Below are 19,231 nucleotides of genomic sequence, written 5' to 3'. Positions count from 1 at the left end.
AGTCGGCTTGGGCGCGGACAGGCAGTAGTCGCGAGTCGACGGGAAACCTTTTGTCTTCGGCGCTGGAGAGGAAAAGCGTGTGCCCTCCGGGAACTGCTGGAAGGTCAAGTCAACCGCTTCGTTGGCGATGAGGTTGAAATAATGGGAAACGGTCTTCCTACCTGGCAAGGTGGCGATGGTGTGCAGGATCTCGCCGCCGAGGTAGTCCTGGATGACGCAGGCTGTCACGGCACACTGGCCCTTGGCGCGGTTTTTCTCGGCCCAGTCCGCGGCGGCGGCGCTGGTATCGGCCGACCAAGCGGCTTGGAGGAGATCGCGGAGGATCTCAAGGGTTATAGAGCCCACGTCTTCAGGATAGGAGCCGCGAACACCCGGCTCGGATCAATATCGCGATTGGGGAGTGTCCAGCTGGACACTCCCCAATCGCACCTGTCAGGTGTTACTGGCTACTCACCACGAGCCTTACGGACGATGCCACGGAGGGCATCGTCGTCCAACTCGACGCCAGTCTTCTGCTTGTACTGCTCCTTCACGGTCCTCATCGCGTCGGCCTCACTCCCGTCGCGCGGGACCTGGAGCGTCTGAGTGAGCTGCTTCTCCAAGTCGCGGAGCGCCTGCGGGTTGATCTCGAACTTCACGGGTGTACTCGGTCCTTTCGGTCGGGCTGACGGAGATGCCAAAGGGGCGGCAACTCCGGGCACGACCGAACCGGAGACTTCCCAGCAACTGGCGCGTTTAATTCGCGCAGTACTACGACTCTTGGTAGTTTCGTGGCCTGCCCTAGGCAAGCAGGAACCACGTCGACCACGGAGCGGAAGCCCGACCAGGGAGTTCGTCTCCGTGGCCGCGTGCCGGATTCAGGATATACCTGACTAATGACAATGATGTAAGTCCACATCTACCTGGGCTTTTACAACCTGGGGATGAAGTTATCCACATCCTGTGCATAGGCGGGCCGACGGCATCGTCGCTCGGCTCTTGGTCGGTGCATACATTGTGGATACCGCCCAGTAGCCATGCATTGTGATATGAATCACGGCTCTTCCGAACGGTCGTCGATGGTGCTAAGCAAACGTTTGGTTTCGGCGGACAGGTTCGAAAGCCATACCGTTCCTTCCGCAATGATTAACCAGTGGTTTTGCGCGCAGACGGACGTTTGCGTGTACTCCGCGCCGGGGCAGAATTATCACGCCTTGTCACAACTCCCTCCAAAGTCCTTGCAGCGCTGGCGTACAAGTCGAGAGCGAGCATAGCGGTCTTATGCCCAAATATGCGCTGAACGACCTTCATGTTCGCGCCCGCCCAGATCGCTGGCGATGCCTCGGTATGCCACAGACCGTGTTGCACAACTCCGGAGACGCCGCTGGCTGACGCGGCGAGGTCGAACGCCCAGCGACATTCCGTCGAAGTGACGAAATCACCTGTCCGGCCCGGGAAAAGTAGGTCCTGGTCCTTCACAAGCGCCGTCAGCCCTTCACGAGCACGCCGGATATGGGGACCTCTCTTGTCGTGTAGTTCTTCGACTCGGCGATGTCTCTACCGCGAACAGGCATGGCCGAGCACGACATTGCTTCCATCCGGCCCCTGATGTCGGTCGCATCTGGTACTGCTGGTTGCTAGCGGCGAACCAGTGCGCCGTTGACCAACGGTTCACTCGAGGGACGGGTTTGCGTGACCAGCGAGATCCAAGGGCAGTGGCCGTACGGCGAGCGAGCACCCAAATTGCATCCGGCTTTCAAGGATGAACTGAACCGGATCACGGTCGGGGACCCGGAACCCACACGACCCGACGGGTCGCCAACTCCTGGCCACGCAGACCGCATCATGCTGCGGCGAGAGCTGATGACCCTAATGAAAGCCGCGCACGCGGGCACAGTGCGTGACATCGAATACGAGCAGGTTCGCGACGGAGACGTCGTCGTAGAGCTGAAGTTTCCTCGGCCGGGCAACCGTGGAGGCTGGCACTTCCGGCTGTACACAGGAGTCCCCAAAGCGCCAGCCGTGCTGGTCTGGGTGGTCGCCTCACGTAAGCCGGACGAGCGGTGGGACCACGGATGGAACCAGATCCAGAACGAGCACATCAGGCTTGCTGTGAACCGGTTCAAGGAGTGGATCACAGACCAATTCGCGGCACAACTCCGCAGTTGAGGTTAACCTCAACACATGAACGCAGACGACGATCTCGATGAGCTGATCGGGATCGACATGAGCGATCCACGTGAAGCTCTCGCGCATGATCTCGTTGAAGCCGATCATGAGATGCTGGAGAAGCTGGTCGACCTGCGGAAGAACGTCGTGAAGATCACCGCCAGCCAGGTCGCACACGACATCGGTCGCAACCGATCGGTGATCACGCAGTTCGAGAAGTTGACCTCCGATCCGCGGCTGTCCACGATCCGGCGGTACGCGCTTGCGATCGGCGCACGCATCACCCATCGTGTCGAACTCGTCAAAGCAACACCGCGGGTAGCCGAGTTCGACGAGACCGACGCAGGCGACGAGAGCGCGAACCGTTTGGAAGAAATTCGCACCGCACTGTCCAGGTTGCTGGAGGAGCGTGAGGCTGCGAATTCGATGCAGTTGGACAAATACCTTGAAGGCCTGACGGGCCACCTAGTTCTGCCGCCAGGCCCGCCAGGCGGAATTCAATGGTTTCAGGTCTCGAGTGGGAAAACGCACTCTTTCGTGGCCGCGCATCTACAGGCATACCGTCAGCTGACCTCTGGCGCACCTGTGTACTCGGCCGACCGGGAGTTCAACTCCGGAGCATCCCTGGATGCTGCCAATAGCATAGAAGTCTCCATGGAGGCAACCGAGTGAAGCTCACCATCCTGACCGCGGATGCAACCCAGAGCGATCCGTCAGGGAAGGTACACGCTCTTGGCCTCGGCTGGAGCTGGACCGTGACGCCAACTCCGCCGATGTCGGTAGTCGTTTTTGTCGACCCGGAGCCCGATACCGACCATATCGGCGTTTTCGTTGTGCGCGTACAGCTGTGGAGCGCCGACGGAAACCCTGTTCAGTTCGAAGGTGCGCCGATGGACTTCGTACTCACCGCGAACATCGTCGACCTGCGTGCGCGGGCGGCAGCTGGGATTACTCTCGGCCCAGGCCTGCCCTTGCCTCCGGGACGCTACTTCTGGCATGCAGAACTGCTGGGCAAAGGCGTGATTGCGGACACTGCATTCAATGTTCAGCAGGGTGTTGAGCCCGAAGTAGCCGAGAAGTCCACAGATGGCATAGAAGTCGCCTAAAGAAAAGCAATCATTATCGCAGGTAGAAGCATCTTTCTCAACGTGTACCATGCCATACCGCGCACATGTGAGCCGACGATTTTTAGCAAGGTGCACACTGGTATCAGCACAGGTCAGCGAACTTGTCCAGAAGTCGCCTGGCCTCCGCGGGCGGGTTCGAAAGCCATACCGTTCCTTCCGCAACACTTTTCGGCGGTACGGCGATCGCGGGTCCGTGCCGATCAACCGGTCGTCGTGACCATCAATTCGGTCAGCGATCGCAATGCGTGGTCCATCTCCGCTTCGGTCATTCGAGCCATGCCGCACGATGTGCTGAGCCCGCCGAATGGGCGAGGGTAATACTTCCGCGCTTGCGTCAAGGCCGAGCGGACACGCCTTCTCGTGCAGGGTGCCTGCATATATGGCCGCGTCGGTGGTCAGCTGTTCCAGTGGCTGATGGATATCGGGATTGTCCACTCGGCGAACGGCAGTGCGTCGGCCGCTGCCAGCGGAATATGAATGCCGTGCAGCGTCCTGCCCTCGGGCATGCCGCGACGATGGCGTTGACCAAGACCACAACCGGCTCCGGACAGATGTGCGGGGACTATAGTGCCGACGAGCTCGGCGCGACTTCCGCTACCCAGCTTCGATCCGAGTCGTACCATACGCGAGATAGCTTGTCTTGCAAGCAAACTCATAGAATCCTGAACCCTCGAGAACACCCTCCCGGTGCTGGGAACCACACAGCCCTCGGCGACCCGACCGCCCGAAACCGGGTCGAGCGCAACGGTTTCGCCCGGTGCACGGGTGCTGCGAATCGGTGCTCGGGGTTTCTGGATCGCTGGGTGCGGCGATAACGGGTCATCGATAATTGGTGGCGTACCGACTACCGGCAGCGCCCGGACTCACTCCAGAGCGGCCAGCGCCCGACCTAGTTGATCGATCTCGAATTTCGTTGTGTACGGGGCCAACCCGACGGTTACGGCACCACCCTCGTCGTTGACGCCGAGGGCATCCAGCAACCGGCTGCCACCGTGGACGCCGCTCAAGGTGCCGATGCGGGCGTCGGCGAGTTTGGCGGCTACCTTTTCGGCTTGCATGCCCGCCATGGTGAAGCTGACGGTGGGGATGCGGGTGGAGGCGCGACCGATGACGGTCAGGTTGGAGATTTTGTCGAGCACATCCATCAGGTGCTCGAAGAGTTGGTCGTGGTAGTCCTGCAGCGAGGTGATGGAGATTTCCAGACGCTCGCGGCGGGTGCCGCGGGCACGCTCGTCCAGGCCGGCGAGGAAGTCGATGGACGTGGTCAAGCCGGCGAGCAGGGCGTATTGGTGGCCGCCGACCTCGAGGCGTTCGGCGCCTTTGGCGTAGGGGTTCAACGACATCGACGGAATACGGTCCAGGAAGGCCGGATCGCGGAAGACCAGTGCGCCGATCTGCGGACCACCCCAGGCGGGTGCGCTCAACGCGACCACATCGGCATTCAGTTCGTCGATATCGATGAGGGCATAGGGCGCGGCGCCGAAGCAATCGGCGACGAGCAGACCACCCACTTCGTGCACCCGATCCGCCGCGACCCGCACCGCGGGCGCCGAACCGACGATCGGCGATGCGGCGGTCAGCGCGACCAGCCGCGCGGTCGGGCCGATCAATTCCTCGAACTGCCACGACGGCATCTCACAGGTCTCGATCTCGACCTCGGCCCAGCGCACATGCGCGCCGTAGCGGTTCGCGATCCGCAACCACGGCGCGACGTTCGCCTCATCATCCAATCGCGACAGCACTATCCCGGTGCCGAGGCCGAGCCGCGAACTCAGCGACTCCGCCAACCAGGCCAGCAAAACCGCGCGGTCCGGTCCGAGCACGACGCCCGCCGGATCACCGCCGACGAGATCCGCGACGGCCTCGCGCGCCGCGTCCAGAATCGCGGCACTGCGAACGGCGGCGCCATTGCGGCCGATGTGGGAAAACGATGAGGTTCGGAAACCTGTTGATACGGCACGAGATACCGAATCCGGGACCAGCATTCCGCCCTGCGGGTCGAGATGGATCCAGCCGTCGCCGAGGGACGGTATCAGGCCCCGAACCCTCGCGACGTCGTAAGTCATGTTGGCCACTCTAAGGGCAGCGGGCGAGGCTGGGTAACCGCGTTCCCCCTCACCGGCAGGCGGGGGTGCGGTGAACTGGGACTCAGCATGGCAACCGACTTTCACCCAAATCCGAACCACACGACCCGAACAGAATAGACGCCGCCTCTGCGCCGCGGCATCGACCCGGTGACCTGATCGAAGGGCGAGGCGACTTAGCACGTTCGCGGCGGACGCGACATGATGGGGACCATGACGCAATCGGATGGAGCACCCGAATCCATTGTCGTGATCGGACCCGACGGCCGGCCGCTGGCCATTCCGGTCGAGTCCGGCTCGGACACGCCCTTCACCGCACAGGTCGTTACCAACGGTGATGAGAAATCCGACAATGCGGACAATAAGGACGACGTCGAGGAATCGCTCGCCGATATGGTCGAGCAGCCCGCGAAGGTCATGCGCATCGGAACCATGATCAAACAATTGCTCGAGGAGGTCCGCGCGGCTCCGCTGGACGATGCCAGCCGGACCCGGCTGCGCGAGATCCACAAATCCTCGGTGCGCGAACTCGAACAGGGTCTGGCCCCGGAATTGCGTGCGGAGCTGGAGCGGCTCACGCTGCCGTTCACCGATGACGCCGTGCCGTCGGATGCCGAACTTCGGATCGCTCAGGCCCAGCTCGTCGGCTGGTTGGAAGGTCTTTTCCACGGCATCCAGACGGCGCTGTTCGCCCAGCAGATGGCGGCGCGCGCGCAGCTGGAACAGATGCGCCAGGGTGCGCTGCCGCCCGGCATCCACGCGACCGACCCGCGCGGGGGCCAGTCGAACTCGCCGATCGGCGGCTCCGGACAATATCTCTGACCAGATCCGAGTCGAGTGCCGGCCGGGTCGGCGGGTGTCCGATTTGCGGCGATCGCGGGGCCCTACGTGGTTACGCTTCGCTATCGCCTCCGGGCCCTGCCGCTCACGCCGCGGGAAATTGCGAGGGTAGTGTCGAGCACCGTGCCGTCCGCTGCCGCCCGCCCCGACTCGGTCTCCGATGTGAATACGGCGCGTCCCGATGAGAGCTCGGATCGTCCTGAAGAGGGTTCAGTGCGTTCAGATACCAGCCAAGCGCGTACCGACGAGAGTTCCGATGAGACCTCCGTGCCTCCTGAAGAGAACACCGCGCCGGAGCATCCCGTGAGCTCCGACGCGGAAGCGCCGGCGCCGGAGGAGGCCGTCGCGCCGGCGAGCGCGATCGTCTCGGACTCGCGGACCTTCGGGCGCGCGTTCAAGGATTTCCGCGCCGGCTTCACGCAGCGCGAGCTCTGGCTGTCGCTCGGCTGGCAGGACATCAAACAGCGCTATCGACGCTCGGTACTCGGCCCGTTCTGGATCACCATCGCGACCGGTGTGCAGGCCGCCGCGATCGGCATTCTGTACTCCGCGCTGCTCGGCCAGTCGATCAAGTCGTATCTGCCGTATGTGGCCGTCGGCATCATCATCTGGAATGTGATCCAGGCCAGCGTTCTCGAGGGCTCGGAGGTGTTCATCGCCAATGAGGGGCTGATCAAGCAGCTGCCGTCGGCGCTGAGCGTGCACGTCTATCGCCTGGTGTGGCGGCAGTTGCTGTTCTTCGCGCATAACATGCTGATTTATCTGGTGGTGCTGATCGCATTCGGCGTCTGGGAAAAACTGCACTGGACCGCCATTTTCGCGATCCCCGCGCTCGGGCTGTTGTTCCTCAACTCGATGTGGGTCTCGATCGTGTTCGGCATCTTCAGCACCCGCTACCGCGATATCGCGCCGATCCTCGGCAGCCTCACGCTGATGCTGTTCGTGCTGACGCCGGTCATGTGGAATACGAAAAGCCTGGAAGAACAGGGTGGTCAGGTGAGCGAGCGCGCGAAACTGGCCGAAATCGTGCCGACCTTCCATTACCTGGAGATCGTCCGCGCACCGCTGCTCGGCGATGATCAGCACCTGTATCACTGGGTGGTCGTCGGCTCCATCACGGTAGTCGGTTGGATCGTGGCGATCTTCGCCATGAAGCAGTACCGTTCGCGCGTGCCGTACTGGGTATAGGAGAGATCGGGCCCGATGACCGACCATGTGAGTATCGAAACCCGCCAGGCGTGGGTCGAGTTCCCGATCTTCGACGCCAAATCACGATCGCTGAAAAAGGCATTCCTCGGCAAGGCGGGCGGTGCGATCGGCCGCAATCAGTCCGACGTCGTGGTGGTCGAGGCACTGCGCGACATCACCCTTTCACTGAAAGAGGGCGACCGGGTCGGCCTGGTCGGACATAACGGCGCGGGCAAATCGACACTGCTGCGATTGCTTTCGGGAATCTACGAACCCTCGCGCGGCAGCGCTCGCATCCGCGGCCGGGTGGCACCGGTATTCGATCTCGGTGTCGGCATGGATCCGGAGATCTCCGGCTTCGAGAACATCATCATCCGCGGTCTTTTCCTCGGACAGACGCGCAAGCAGATGCTGTCGAAGATCGATGAGATCGCCGAATTCACCGAACTCGGCGAATATCTGTCCATGCCGCTGCGCACCTATTCCACCGGTATGCGGGTGCGCCTGGCGATGGGCGTGGTGACCTCCATTGATCCGGAGATCCTGCTGCTCGACGAGGGTATCGGCGCGGTGGATGCCGAATTCATGAAGAAGGCTCGGATCCGGTTGCAATCACTGGTCGCCCGCTCGGGCATCCTGGTGTTCGCCAGCCATTCCAACGAATTTCTCGCCCAGCTCTGTGATACCGCCATGTGGGTCGACCACGGGCAGATCCGTTTGCGCGGCGGTATCGAAGAAGTGGTACGTGCCTATGAGGGCCCGGACGCGGGCAATCACGTCGCCACCGTGCTGCGCGAAATGGAAGCGGAACGGAAAATGGGAACCGAGCGAGAATTGGAGCGGAATCAGGCATGAGCGGTCAGGGCCCGGAGGAGGCAGCCCGCGTAACCACGGAGGGAACCCCGATCATGCCGAATGGTTACAGCATGAGCGGTCAGGGCCCGGAGGAGGCAGCCCGCGTAACCACGGAGGGAACCCCGATCATGCCGAATGGTTACAGCATGAGTGAGCCGACCGGGCAGAACGCCCCGATCGACGCGGGGCGCGAGGGCCCGATCGACTCCGTGCCGTATTCCGACGACCCTTCCCCCGCACAGATCGAAGCCGCCCGCACCCCAGCCGGCACCGGCCCCGACGCCAAGATCGTCGCCGTAGTCGTGACCCACAAGCGCCGCGAACTGCTCGCCGAATCACTGAAAGTGCTTGTCTCCCAGACCCACTCGGTAGACCACCTGATCGTGGTCGACAACGCCAATGAACCCGAGGTCGCGGAGCTGGTCGCCCAACAGCCGGTCGAGGCCACCTACCTCGGTTCGGCGCACAATCTCGGCGGTGCGGGCGGTTTCGCGCTCGGCATGCTGCACGCGCTGACCCTCGGCGCGGACTGGGTGTGGCTGGCCGACGACGACGGCCGCCCCGACGGCTCGGAAGTCCTTGCCACGCTGCTGGATTGCGCAGGGCGACACGGTCTGGTCGAGGTGTCGCCGGTGGTCTGCGATATCGATGAACCGGACCGGCTCGCCTTCCCGCTGCGCCGCGGTGTGGTCTGGCGGCGGCTACGTTCCGAGCTGGGCGATGACGACTTCCTGCCCGGCATCGCCTCGCTCTTCAACGGCGCGCTGATCTCCGCCAAGGCGGTCGATCTGATCGGCGTTCCGGACCTGCGGTTATTCGTGCGCGGCGACGAGGTCGAGGTGCATCGGAGGCTGGTCCGCTCCGGTCTGCCCTTCGGCACCTGTCTACAGACGGCCTACCTGCATCCCAACGGCGCCGCCGAATTCAAGCCGATCCTCGGCGGCCGCATGCACACCCAGTACCCGGACGACCCGGTCAAGCGCTACTTCACCTACCGCAACCGCGGCTACCTGATGTCCCAGCCCGGTATGCGCAAACTGCTGCCCCAGGAATGGATCCGGTTCTCCTGGTTCTTCCTCGTCACCCGCCGCGATCCGGCCGGTCTGCGCGAATGGTTCCACCTGCGCAGCCTGGGCCGCAACGAGCAGTTCGGCAAGCCGACCCCGGATCAGAAGACCACCGACGAAAAATAGATTGCGCGGGTCTGCCCGCCGTGCCAGAGTTGGCGGGCAACGTCGAGACGAGAGTGAGGAGGTGGAGATCGTGACACGGACCGTTCGGATTGTCGTGCCCGGATCAGCTGTGCAAACGCACGCTGTCGCACGAATTTCCGCCTCAGATACCTCTCGCTGAGTCCGGTCGGGCTCGGCGCCCGACGAAGGATTCCTTCCATCATGGTCGACCACGACCTCCTCGTCCCTTACGGCTGGACCGAAGCCGTTGCCAATGAATACGACTCGCTCATCCACGAGGGGTGTGTTCCCGCGCGGGTGATCCGCGTGGATCGCAGCGAATGCGATGTCGCGACACCGACCGGACCAATGCGCGCCCGTTGCCCGCGTTCGATTTGGCCTGAGCGGGGGCCGTCCGTGGTTACGCAAGCTGCCTCCTCCCGGCCGGACCCGCTCAGGCGAGGTTCGGATTCCGAAATCAGCGGCCTGTGCACCGGCGACTGGGTGAGCATCGATGCCGAACCGAATGTGCGACAACTGCTGCCGCGCCGCGGCGCGATCATGCGCTCGGCCGCCGCCCGCCGCGCACAGGGCCAGGTGCTCGCCGCGAATGTCGATACCGTGCTGATCTGCAGTGCGGCCGACGGCGATATCGACCTCGGTCGGATCGAGCGCATGCTCGCGCTGGCGTGGGAGAGCAGCGCACAGCCGATCGTGGTGCTCACCAAAGCGGATGCGGCGCTGGATATTCCGCTCGACGAAGTGCAGGCCGTCGCGCCCGGCGCGGTGGCCATCGCGGTCAGCGCGGATACCGGATTCGGACTCGATGTGCTCACCGCGATGCTCGACGGCACCGTCGCGCTGATCGGTCCGTCCGGCGTCGGGAAATCGACGCTCGCCAATGCCTTGCTCGGCCAGGAAGTCTTCGCCACCAACGCCGTTCGCGCGGCGGACAGGAAGGGCAGGCACACCACGGTGCATCGGGAGCTGCGGCCGCTGCCCGGCGGCGGCACGCTGATCGACACGCCTGGACTGCGCGGCATCGGACTCTGGGATGCCGCGGAAGGCATCGAGAAGACGTTCAGCGATATCGAATCCATCGCGGCGCACTGCCGATTCGACGACTGCGCGCACAACGGTGAACCCGGCTGTGCCGTACAGGAAGCCATCGACAGTGGCGCGCTCACCCAGCGGCGCTTCGACAGCTACCGCAAACTCGAACGGGAAAACGCCTGGATGGCAGCGCGATCGGATAAGCGGCTGCAAGCCGAACGGGCCAAGGTATGGCGCGATATCCGCAAGCAGCAGCGGCAGTTCTACCAGGAGAGAAGCTCGAAACGCTGATTCCGCGGAATCCCGGCGGGGAGCGGCAAGCCCGAAGGCGGCAGCTTGCGTAACCACGTAGGGCAGAGCGGACGCCGCATCGACACGGTAGGGTCGGCACGCACAAATCGCTAAACGGGAGGGTTCCGATGAGTTACCCCGGCGGGTATCCGCCACAGGGCCAGCCCGGGCAATGGCCCGGACAGCCCGCATATGGTCAGCCGGCGCCGCAGGGCGCGCCGAATCCCTACGGTGCGCAACCGCAATACGCGCCGCCCGCGGGGCAGCAACCGATCAGCCAACCACAGGTGCCGCAACCGCAGTACGGCAGTCAGCCGCATATTCCGCAACCGCAGTACGGCCAGCCCGTACCGCCGCAGCCGTACGGCCAGGCCGCTCAGCCCTATGGGCAGCAGCCGTACGGCCAGGCGCCCTACGGTCACCCGGCTCCGCAGCAGGCGCCGGCCCCGCCGGGCATCACCGTCGATGCCTCCTATGAGTGGTTCGCCTTCCTGTTGGCGATCACCAAGCCGAAGATCCTGATCAACGGTCAGCGGGTGCCGAATACGCGGTGGGGTCAGAACCATATTCCGGTCGGCCCGGGGCAGTACCACGTCAAGGTGACCACGCCCTGGCTGTTCGATATGGGCCCGGCGAATACGACGGCGGCGATTCAGGAAGGGCAGGGCGCACGGTTCTACTACAAGCCGCCCGCGGTCATCTTCCTCAACGGTGCGATCGGCCCGGTTCCGCAGAAGACGCCCGGCGCCATCTTCATCTACATCAGCTGGGGCATCGTGGCATTGATGATCCTGTTGAACATCGTGTTGATCGCCGGCGCGTCCAGCATCTGACAGCGTCGATAGGGCGTCGGGGCTCCGGCGCCCTTTTCTTCGACCATCCTATGCAACTGGTTGCATAGGGGGCTGGGTTACCCTTGACGTGCACAACACCCGTCGGCGACTGCTCGCCGGTCGCTCGAACGGGTCGGCACGGCCGCCGGCGCACCCACCCGCGGCCTGGACGACAGGAGCAGGTCATGACGGAACCGAGATCGAAGCCGCTCGCCGGAAAGACGATGATCATGTCGGGCGGCAGCCGTGGCATAGGTCTGGAGATCGCCAAACGAGCCGCCGCCGACGGCGCGAATATCACCCTGATCGCGAAGACCGACCAGCCGCATCCGAAACTGCCCGGCACCATCCACACCGCGGCCGCGGAACTCGAGGCGGCGGGCGCAACCGTACTGCCGTTCGTCGGCGATGTGCGCATCGATGAGTCGGTCGCCGAGGCCGTGCGCCAGACCGTCGAGCGGTTCGGCGGCATCGACATCGTCGTCAATAATGCCTCGGCGATCGACCTGTCCCCCACCGACGCCATCTCCATGAAGAAGTACGACCTGATGCAGGACATCAACTGCCGCGGCAGCTTCCTGCTCTCCAAGCTCAGCATTCCCGCGCTGCGCGCATCGGCCGCGGCGGGCCGCAACCCGCACATCCTCACCCTGTCCCCGCCGCTCAACCTGGACCCGAAGTGGGCGGGCATGGCGCTCGGCTACACCATCGCCAAATACGGAATGTCGCTCACCACACTGGGTTTGGCCAAGGAACTCGAGGGCGACGGTATCGCCGTCAACTCGCTGTGGCCGCGCACCACCATCGCCACGGCCGCGGTCGAGAACCTGCTCGGCGGCGAGGAAATGATCGCCACCTCCCGCACCCCCGATATCTACGCCGATGCCGCCTACCTGGTCCTCACCTCACCGTCGAAGGAGACCAGCGGCAACTTCTTCCTCGATGACGAAGTCCTCGCCGCACACGGCATCACCGATCTGGACAAGTACCGCGTCGTCCCCGGCGACGCCGAACTGACCACCGACCTGTTCCTCTGACGCCGACCTCGAAGGTGGTCCACCCCGGCCACCTTCGGGCCGTCAGCCCGCTACCGTCGCTGTCGTGACCCGGTAAACCAACTTTGGCCGCGCTCTTCGAACCAGAGCCCGAAGGGCGGGGCTGCGCGGCGATCCCTACGTCTGGCAAGAAATGCGGAGTCGGCTCGCGTGCGCGGCACCGGCTCAGTTCGGCTCGATGCCGTAGAGGCGCTCCCAGTTCTCCCGGCTGGTCAACTCCGGCATCGCCGCGCGGTACTGCCGGGTGAGGTCGGGCAGTTCGCGGCGCAGGCGTCGCAGGACGCGGATGGTGCGGATGAGCAGGGCACGAGCGCGCGCCTTGTCGCGCTGCCGGACCCGGACACCGGACTGTGAGGCGTCGGTGACCACGACGTGGTCGAACAGCGAAACGTGCCACCAGTGCGCGTCCTCGCGGGTGACGCCGACCAGCCCGTGCTGGGTGCGCCCAGTCCACTGGGCGATGGCCCGCTTGATAAGCACCGCCGTAACCCGACTCGGTTCGCCACCGGCCCGACGCAAATTGATATCGGCCGAGCGCACCGGCGGGGTCGCGGCGGGATACTTGACGGTCTCGGCGTAATCGCCGCGACTGGTGCGAGCGGCGGCCAGCGCGGCGATTCCACCGTCGCGCAGGACCTTCGGCCCCTGCAGGAAGTCCTCGATGCCCTGCAGGGTGGTGTGCACCAGGCCGTACTGCATGGCGACCAGATGTTCGGCCAGACTCCGGAACAGCTGGCGGGTAATGGCTTTGCCGTCGAGATCGGTGTGCAGCGAACCGACGATCAACGAATTGCGCGTGCTGAAGTAGCGCGCCCAGTCGTCGTAGTCCTTCCAGTAGAAGTCCGCGTGCCATACCGCGGCGTTCGGCAGCGTCACCGTGACGAACCCGTGCTCGCGGGCCCGGATGCCGTATTCGACATCGTCCCACTGGAAGAAGATCGGCACCGGCAGCCCGATCTCGGCGACCACCTCGGCCGGGATCAGGCAGGTCCACCAGGCGTTGTAGCCTGCGTCGACGCGGCGCTCCTGGTTCTTCTTCAGCATGCTGGTGTTGCGCAATGCCTTCGGCACCTTCTGGCCGTGCTTCAGTTCGTGCAGATGCACTTCCTCGGCGCCGACATTCAGGTAATCCGGGTTGAGCAGGAACAACATCTGCGCACCGACCAGGGTCGGTGCCACCGTCATATTGGCGAAGGCGTTGAGCCGCAACACCGTTTCCGGTTCGCAGAGGATGTCGTCGTCCATCAGGATGACGTCGGCGTGCTCGTTGACCGCGGACACCTCGTACAGGCCACGGGTAAAGCCGCCCGCACCACCGAGATTCGGCTGCCGGATGTAGCGCAGCTTGTCACCGAAGATCGGCAGCGTCTCTTGGAAACGCGGCTGGTTCTCCACCGGATCGGTGCCCTGATCGACCACATAGACCGCGTCGATGGCCTCCAGGATCGGAGCGTCGGAGGCCAGCGCGGCCACCGTCTCGGCACAGTCCGCGGCCCGGTTGAACGTGCAGATCGCGATGGCGACCGGGCGCATCTGGTCGGGTGCCGTGGCGGACCAGGTCTGCGCGGAAATGCCGAGTTCGCCGCCGATGGCATCGAATTCGAGCCACAGCGCGCCACCGTCGACGTACTGGTCCAGCGGTGCGGTCAGGGTCAGCGGGCCGCTGGTGGTGATCTCGGCCGTCTCGATGATCCGGCGGTGCCCAGCGATATCGGAGGCGACCACCCGGACGCGGGCCTTCTCGGTCACATCGAGCACCATGCTCGCCCACACCTCGGTGACCGTGGTCCAGCGCTGCCAATAGCTGGCCGCGAAGCGTCCGAAGTAGGTGTTGGTATGTGCGGACGAGCCCTTGTCCAGTCTCAGCTCCAGGCGTTCCCGATGGGCTCGACCCTTGACGACGGCGTAGAGCTCGTCACTCACCTTCGCCGACGGACCTGTGAAGATGCCGCGCTGCAGCACCAGCCGATCGGGCGCCTGGTGGTCGACACGCAGCGAGGCGGGCGCGGTCGAAGGTTGGTCATTTGTCTCGGTAACAGCCTGGGTAGCCGACTGATCCATGAAGTCCTCGAAATCGTTTCGGTGCCGACGGGACAGACACGCCCCTGGATGCCTTCGCGGCGGGTGCGAGGATATCAATCAGCCTCGGCGACTGCCTGTCCAGGAACCGGGCGGGCCCGCTATTTATGGTTGCTTGTCATTAGCCACACTGTCCGAAGAACCGACGAATACGAATTTGTCGTAGGACCAGTAGCGGAACACCACCGCGACGATCTGGCCGATGAGCGTGCCGGAGATGTTGTCCGACAGCGGTGAAGACAGGTCGAGCACATAGCGGGAGAACCCGAGACAACCTAGTTGCAGGCCGATAGCGACCACATTGAATATGGCATACAAGAGGTACTCGCGCCCGGGATTATCGGATTTCTTGTGCCCGAAGGTCCACCACTTGTTGCCGAAGTAGGTCACCACCGTGGCCACCGCGATCGCGATGATCTTGGCGGGCAGCGGTGCGTGGTACAGCACGCCCTCGCCGCCCCAGAACACCAGCAGGTTGTAGGTGCCCGCGTCCACGAGGAAACCGATCGCGCCGACCACCAGAAAAGCGCCGCCGCGCCGCAGTGCGGCGATCACCTTCGCGGTCAGCGGCTCGTCAACGGGCGTCGATTGCGGTGAGCCGGACCGTTCGGAGAATGACACGGGCTGCTCTGGGTAAGACACCCGGCGACGGTACCCCAGTAGGCTCGGTGAACCGAGTGAGCACCAAATAGGTACCGCCCTGTACCCTCCCGGTGTTCCCCATTCACCGCCGACATCGAGGATTGACCGGGTGGACTCCACCGAGCTCCGAATTGCCGCAGTGGTGCCATGCCACAACGAGGAGGCTTCGGTCGCCAAGGTCGTCGCCGACCTGCAGGCCGCCGTGCCGGGAATCGTCGTCTACGTCTACGACAACCGCAGCACCGACGCGACCGCCGAGCGGGCCCGCGCGGCCGGCGCGATCGTGCGCCACGAACACACCAAGGGCAAGGGCAATGTGGTGCGCCGCGCCTTCGCCGATATCGAGGCCGATATCTATCTGATGATCGACGGCGACGACACCTACGAGGCGTCGGCCGCGCCGCTGATGATCAAGACACTCCTGGACGGTCCGTACGACCACGTGCTCGGCGTCCGGAAACAGGACGAGGGCGCCTCGGCCTACCGCTCCGGCCACGAAACCGGCAACAAGGTGCTCAACGGCGTGGTCGGAAAGGTGTTCGGCGAGAACGTCGACGATATGCTCAGCGGCTTCCGGGTGTTCTCGCGCCGATTCGTGAAAAGCTTCCCTGCCGTCTCTCGCGAATTCGAGATCGAAACCGAGCTGACCGTGCATTCCCTGCATCTGCGGGTCCCCAAGACCGCGGTTCCGGTCGGCTTCCGCGATCGGCCCGCGGGCAGCGAGAGCAAGCTGCGCACCTACCACGACGGATTCAAGATCCTGGCGCTGATCATCGGCCTGGCCAGACATGAGCGGCCGGTCGCGTTCTACGGGCTGTTCGGCACGCTGAGCTGGCTGGTCTCGATCATCCTGACCATTCCGATCGTGGTCGAGTTCTACAACACCCACGAGGTGCCCCGCTTCCCGACACTGTTCCTCGGATTCACCTTGCTGCTGCTCGGCAGCCTCGCCTGGACCGCGGGGCTGATCCTGGACGGCATCCGGCGCTCCCGGCACGAGGCCGCCCGGCTGGTCTACCTGCGCTACTCGGCCGTCGGCGCGGACGACGCGCATGGTGGTGACATAAACACCGGTGGAGCCGAGCGTTGACCACCTCGGCGGATCGAACCGCAACTGCCGCGAATCCGGAACCGGAGACCACGGACAACGATGTCGCGACAGCCGAATCCGCTGCCGCCGAACCTGATTCGAGCAGATCGAATCCGGCACGTGAATTCGGACGCCGGATCGTGGCCCGCTTCGGCGCCGCGACGGTCGCCTTCACCATCGTCGCCACGGTCTTCGGCGCACTGTTCGCCTGGATCACCCCGCCGTTCTGGGGCCACGACGAAATCACCCAGTTCGGTCGCGCCTACCAGGTCGCGCACGGCGGCTTCCTGCCGCAGCGGATCCACGACGATCGTGGCATCTCCTATGGCGGCGATGTGCCGATCAGCATCACCGAGCTGATGGGCTACGCGCTGCACGACTACAGCACCAATCCGGAAGAGCCGGATCAGATGGTGGCCGATCCCGGCAGCTACGCCCGGATGGAGGGCGCCGCGGTTTCCAAGGCCGTGGAGCCGGTCTGGTTCACCAATACCGCCGCCTACTCGCCGGTGCCGTATATCCCTGCGGCCATCGGTATTCGGGTCGCCGAGCTGTTCGGAGCGAATGTCGGCGCGATGATGCTGCTGACCCGGCTCGCGGGCCTGGCCACCTACCTCGCGCTGGTCGGATTCGGGCTGTGGGCACTGCGCGCGCACCGAGTGCAGTGGCTGGCGTTCACCGTCGCCGTGCTGCCGATCGCGGTCTTCCAGGCGGGCACCGTCACCGCCGACACCATGACCAACGCACTGGCCGTCCTGGTTTCGGCCTTGCTGGTCAAGGCGCTGTTCCTGGGTGATGGTCTCGGTCGCACCGAGACGGCCGCGCTATTGGGTGCGACCGTGCTGCTGCCGGTCAGTAAGCCGACCTACGTGCTGCTCGCCATGCTCGTGGTGCTGGTACCGACGAACCGGTTCGCCTTCGGCGGTGCGGCCGGTTGGAAGCGTTTCATCCCATGGGGTTTCGCGGGATTGGGCGCGCTGGCGTTCGCGGTCTGGATGAAGATCGCGGGACCGACCACCGACGGTATGGGCCTGATGCGCCCACAGCACCAATGGAATTCGGTGCGGCCGAGCGATCAGCTGCACGGAATCCTCACCGACCCGGTGAATTTCGTGAACACCTTCGGCGAGAGCATCGCACTGCGCGACCAGCGGTGGTTCATGCAGTTCTTCGGTGAACTCGGCTTCGCCTACATCGATGTCCCCGCGCTGTCGGTGCTGGCCTGCCTGCTCGCCTTCGCCGTCAGCATCGGTATCGCGGATCGGATGAATACCGCGACGGCCACCTTCCGGCGCACATTGATCGTCGCGCTGACGCTGCTCGCGAGCGTCGCGATGATCTACGTGACGCTGTACATGTCGTTCACGCCGGTCGACTACTACATCATCGATGGCGTCCAGGGCCGGTACTTCGTGCCGCTGGCGATCGTCGCGCCGGTGGTGTTGCTGCGCTGGATGCCGTTGCGGCTCACCGACGTTCGAGGCCAGACCCCGACCAAGGGGCCGGCCGTCGCCGTCATCGCCGCCACCCTGGTAGCGCTGATCGCCGCGCTGTGGAAGTACTACTCGATCGTCTGGGGCTGACTCAGGCGTCGATGGTCGTTTCGCCCGCCTCGGCGTAGGCGCGCTCGGTCGTGGCTTTGGCTGCGCGCCACCAGGATTCGTTGTCGCGGTACCACCGGATGGTCGCGGCGAGACCGGCAGCGAAGTCGGAATAGCGTGGCGTCCAACCGAGTTCGGTGCGCAGCAGCGTCGCATCGATGGCGTAGCGCTGATCGTGACCCGCCCGGTCGGTGACGTGATCGAAATCGCCCGGATCGCGGTCGAAGGCCTGCAGGATCATCCGCACCACGGACTTGTTGTCGAGTTCACCGTCCGCGCCGATCAGATAGGTCTGCCCGATTCGCCCGCGCTCCAGGATGTCCCACACCGCGCGATTGTGATCGTCGACGTGGATCCAGTCGCGCACCTGATGGCCCGCACCGTAGAGCCGCGGCCGCACGCCGTCGATGAGGTTGGTGATCTGGCGCGGGATGAACTTCTCCACGTGCTGGTACGGCCCGTAGTTGTTGCTGCAATTGGAGATCGTCGCGCGGACGCCGAACGAGCGGGTCCAGGCGCGGACCAGCAGATCGCTCGAGGCCTTGGTGGCCGAGTAGGGGCTGGACGGGTTGTAGGGGGTGTCCTCGTCGAATGCGGGACCGTCCGGAGTGAGATCGCCGTAGACCTCGTCGGTGGAGACATGGTGGTAGCGCACGTCGTGGCGGCGTACCGCTTGCAGCAGCGAGTAGGTACCGACGATATTGGTCTGCACGAAGGGCCAGGGTTCGGCGAGGGAGTTGTCATTGTGCGATTCGGCGGCGAAGTGGACCACGGCGTCGACACCGGAGACGAGTTCGTCGACCAGATCCAGATCGGCGATGTCACCGTGCACGAAGTCGATGCGGTCGGCCACCGGCTCGAGCGAGGTCCGATTTCCCGCGTAGGTCAAAGCGTCAAGGACGGTTACGGTGGCGTCGGGACGCTCTGCCACGGTCTGTTGGACGAAATTCGCACCGATGAACCCGGCCCCGCCGGTTACGAGCAGTCGCACCCCACGACCTTACGTCGCCCGCGCGGACCGCTGCGGCCGGATCCGTCCGGCCGGATTCCCCTGCGCGACCAGGGTTCCAATCTGTGACGTTAGTCACTCTTATCGAACGGAAAGAAAGACTCGTGGTTCAGTTCTTTGTGAAAAAGCAAGGTCAACGCGCACATTTCAAAGAACCCACCAAG

17 protein-coding genes and 1 pseudogene are annotated in these 19,231 nt (G+C 64.3%); 12 read left to right on the top strand and 6 right to left on the bottom strand.

The features are described from left to right. Window positions 1-66 precede the first annotated feature (66 nt). A pseudogene (locus tag ACQPXH_RS01785) lies at window positions 67-345 on the bottom strand (YunG family protein); the annotation flags it as partial. A gap of 101 nt (window positions 346-446) precedes the next feature. Further along, window positions 447-638 (bottom strand): hypothetical protein, encoded by a 192-nt coding sequence (locus tag ACQPXH_RS01780; protein ID WP_433600611.1) that lies wholly within the window; start codon window positions 636-638, stop codon window positions 447-449. Window positions 639-1,671: 1,033 nt separating this feature from the next. On the opposite strand from ACQPXH_RS01780, the gene ACQPXH_RS01775 reads away from it, so the two are divergent. Genes ACQPXH_RS01775 through ACQPXH_RS01765 form a run of 3 tightly spaced genes read left to right on the top strand, consistent with a single transcriptional unit; the run spans window position 1,672 to window position 3,254 of the window. Continuing rightward, window positions 1,672-2,148 carry a hypothetical protein gene (locus tag ACQPXH_RS01775; protein WP_433600610.1) on the top strand — a complete coding sequence of 159 codons (477 nt, stop codon included), beginning with the start codon at window positions 1,672-1,674 and terminating at the stop codon, window positions 2,146-2,148. Window positions 2,149-2,163: 15 nt separating this feature from the next. Next, window positions 2,164-2,820 carry a helix-turn-helix domain-containing protein gene (locus ACQPXH_RS01770; protein WP_433600609.1) on the top strand — a complete coding sequence of 219 codons (657 nt, stop codon included), beginning with the start codon at window positions 2,164-2,166 and terminating at the stop codon, window positions 2,818-2,820. After that, on the top strand, window positions 2,817-3,254 hold the full coding sequence (locus ACQPXH_RS01765; protein WP_433600608.1) for a hypothetical protein: 438 nt from the start codon (window positions 2,817-2,819) through the stop codon (window positions 3,252-3,254). The genes ACQPXH_RS01770 and ACQPXH_RS01765 overlap by 4 nt, the downstream gene beginning before the upstream one ends. A gap of 884 nt (window positions 3,255-4,138) precedes the next feature. Here ACQPXH_RS01765 and ACQPXH_RS01760 read toward each other — a convergent pair. Then, window positions 4,139-5,341 (bottom strand): cysteine desulfurase-like protein, encoded by a 1,203-nt coding sequence (locus ACQPXH_RS01760; RefSeq protein WP_364480075.1) that lies wholly within the window; start codon window positions 5,339-5,341, stop codon window positions 4,139-4,141. 231 nt (window positions 5,342-5,572) lie between these two features. On the opposite strand from ACQPXH_RS01760, the gene ACQPXH_RS01755 reads away from it, so the two are divergent. The 7 genes from ACQPXH_RS01755 (at window position 5,573) to ACQPXH_RS01725 (ending at window position 12,628) form a co-directional block, all read left to right on the top strand. Continuing rightward, window positions 5,573-6,181, top strand: a complete 609-nt coding sequence (locus ACQPXH_RS01755) for a bacterial proteasome activator family protein (protein WP_433600607.1) — start codon at window positions 5,573-5,575, stop codon at window positions 6,179-6,181. Between the two features lie 321 nt (window positions 6,182-6,502). Continuing rightward, window positions 6,503-7,387, top strand: coding sequence for a galactan export ABC transporter permease subunit Wzm/RfbD (gene wzm, locus ACQPXH_RS01750; protein WP_433603698.1), 885 nt, complete (start codon window positions 6,503-6,505; stop codon window positions 7,385-7,387). 15 nt (window positions 7,388-7,402) lie between these two features. Further along, window positions 7,403-8,242, top strand: a complete 840-nt coding sequence (wzt, locus tag ACQPXH_RS01745; RefSeq protein ID WP_364388457.1) for a galactan export ABC transporter ATP-binding subunit Wzt/RfbE — start codon at window positions 7,403-7,405, stop codon at window positions 8,240-8,242. A gap of 146 nt (window positions 8,243-8,388) precedes the next feature. Next, window positions 8,389-9,435, top strand: a complete 1,047-nt coding sequence (gene glfT1 / locus ACQPXH_RS01740) for a galactofuranosyltransferase GlfT1 (RefSeq protein WP_433600606.1) — start codon at window positions 8,389-8,391, stop codon at window positions 9,433-9,435. 201 nt (window positions 9,436-9,636) lie between these two features. Then, window positions 9,637-10,758: a ribosome small subunit-dependent GTPase A gene (rsgA, locus tag ACQPXH_RS01735; protein ID WP_433600605.1), complete on the top strand. Its 1,122-nt coding sequence runs from the start codon at window positions 9,637-9,639 to the stop codon at window positions 10,756-10,758. Between the two features lie 128 nt (window positions 10,759-10,886). Beyond that, entirely contained in the window at window positions 10,887-11,591 is a 705-nt protein-coding gene (locus ACQPXH_RS01730; protein WP_433600604.1) for a hypothetical protein, read from the top strand. 185 nt (window positions 11,592-11,776) lie between these two features. Continuing rightward, window positions 11,777-12,628: an SDR family oxidoreductase gene (locus ACQPXH_RS01725; RefSeq protein WP_433600603.1), complete on the top strand. Its 852-nt coding sequence runs from the start codon at window positions 11,777-11,779 to the stop codon at window positions 12,626-12,628. A gap of 183 nt (window positions 12,629-12,811) precedes the next feature. Here ACQPXH_RS01725 and ACQPXH_RS01720 read toward each other — a convergent pair whose 3' ends face one another. Then, complete coding sequence (locus tag ACQPXH_RS01720; protein WP_433600602.1) at window positions 12,812-14,707, bottom strand: glycosyltransferase; 1,896 nt, start codon at window positions 14,705-14,707, stop codon at window positions 12,812-12,814. Between the two features lie 123 nt (window positions 14,708-14,830). Beyond that, window positions 14,831-15,346, bottom strand: coding sequence for a GtrA family protein (locus tag ACQPXH_RS01715; RefSeq protein WP_433600601.1), 516 nt, complete (start codon window positions 15,344-15,346; stop codon window positions 14,831-14,833). Between the two features lie 130 nt (window positions 15,347-15,476). On the opposite strand from ACQPXH_RS01715, the gene ACQPXH_RS01710 reads away from it, so the two are divergent. Next, window positions 15,477-16,457 carry a glycosyltransferase gene (locus tag ACQPXH_RS01710; RefSeq protein WP_433600600.1) on the top strand — a complete coding sequence of 327 codons (981 nt, stop codon included), beginning with the start codon at window positions 15,477-15,479 and terminating at the stop codon, window positions 16,455-16,457. After that, window positions 16,454-18,040, top strand: coding sequence for a DUF2142 domain-containing protein (locus tag ACQPXH_RS01705; RefSeq protein WP_433600599.1), 1,587 nt, complete (start codon window positions 16,454-16,456; stop codon window positions 18,038-18,040). Before ACQPXH_RS01710 ends, ACQPXH_RS01705 begins: the two co-directional genes overlap by 4 nt. Before the next feature lies 1 nt (window position 18,041). Here ACQPXH_RS01705 and rfbB read toward each other — a convergent pair whose 3' ends face one another. After that, a complete protein-coding gene (rfbB, locus tag ACQPXH_RS01700; protein ID WP_433600598.1) occupies window positions 18,042-19,049 on the bottom strand; it encodes a dTDP-glucose 4,6-dehydratase in 1,008 nt (335 codons plus the stop codon). Between the last annotated feature and the right edge of the window lie 182 nt (window positions 19,050-19,231).

This window comes from Nocardia sp. CA-135953 (genome assembly GCF_050955735.1).
Classification (GTDB): domain Bacteria; phylum Actinomycetota; class Actinomycetes; order Mycobacteriales; family Mycobacteriaceae; genus Nocardia.
The sequence above is the reverse complement of the archived record's forward strand: the minus strand, read 5'-3'. Positions and strand labels throughout refer to the sequence as shown.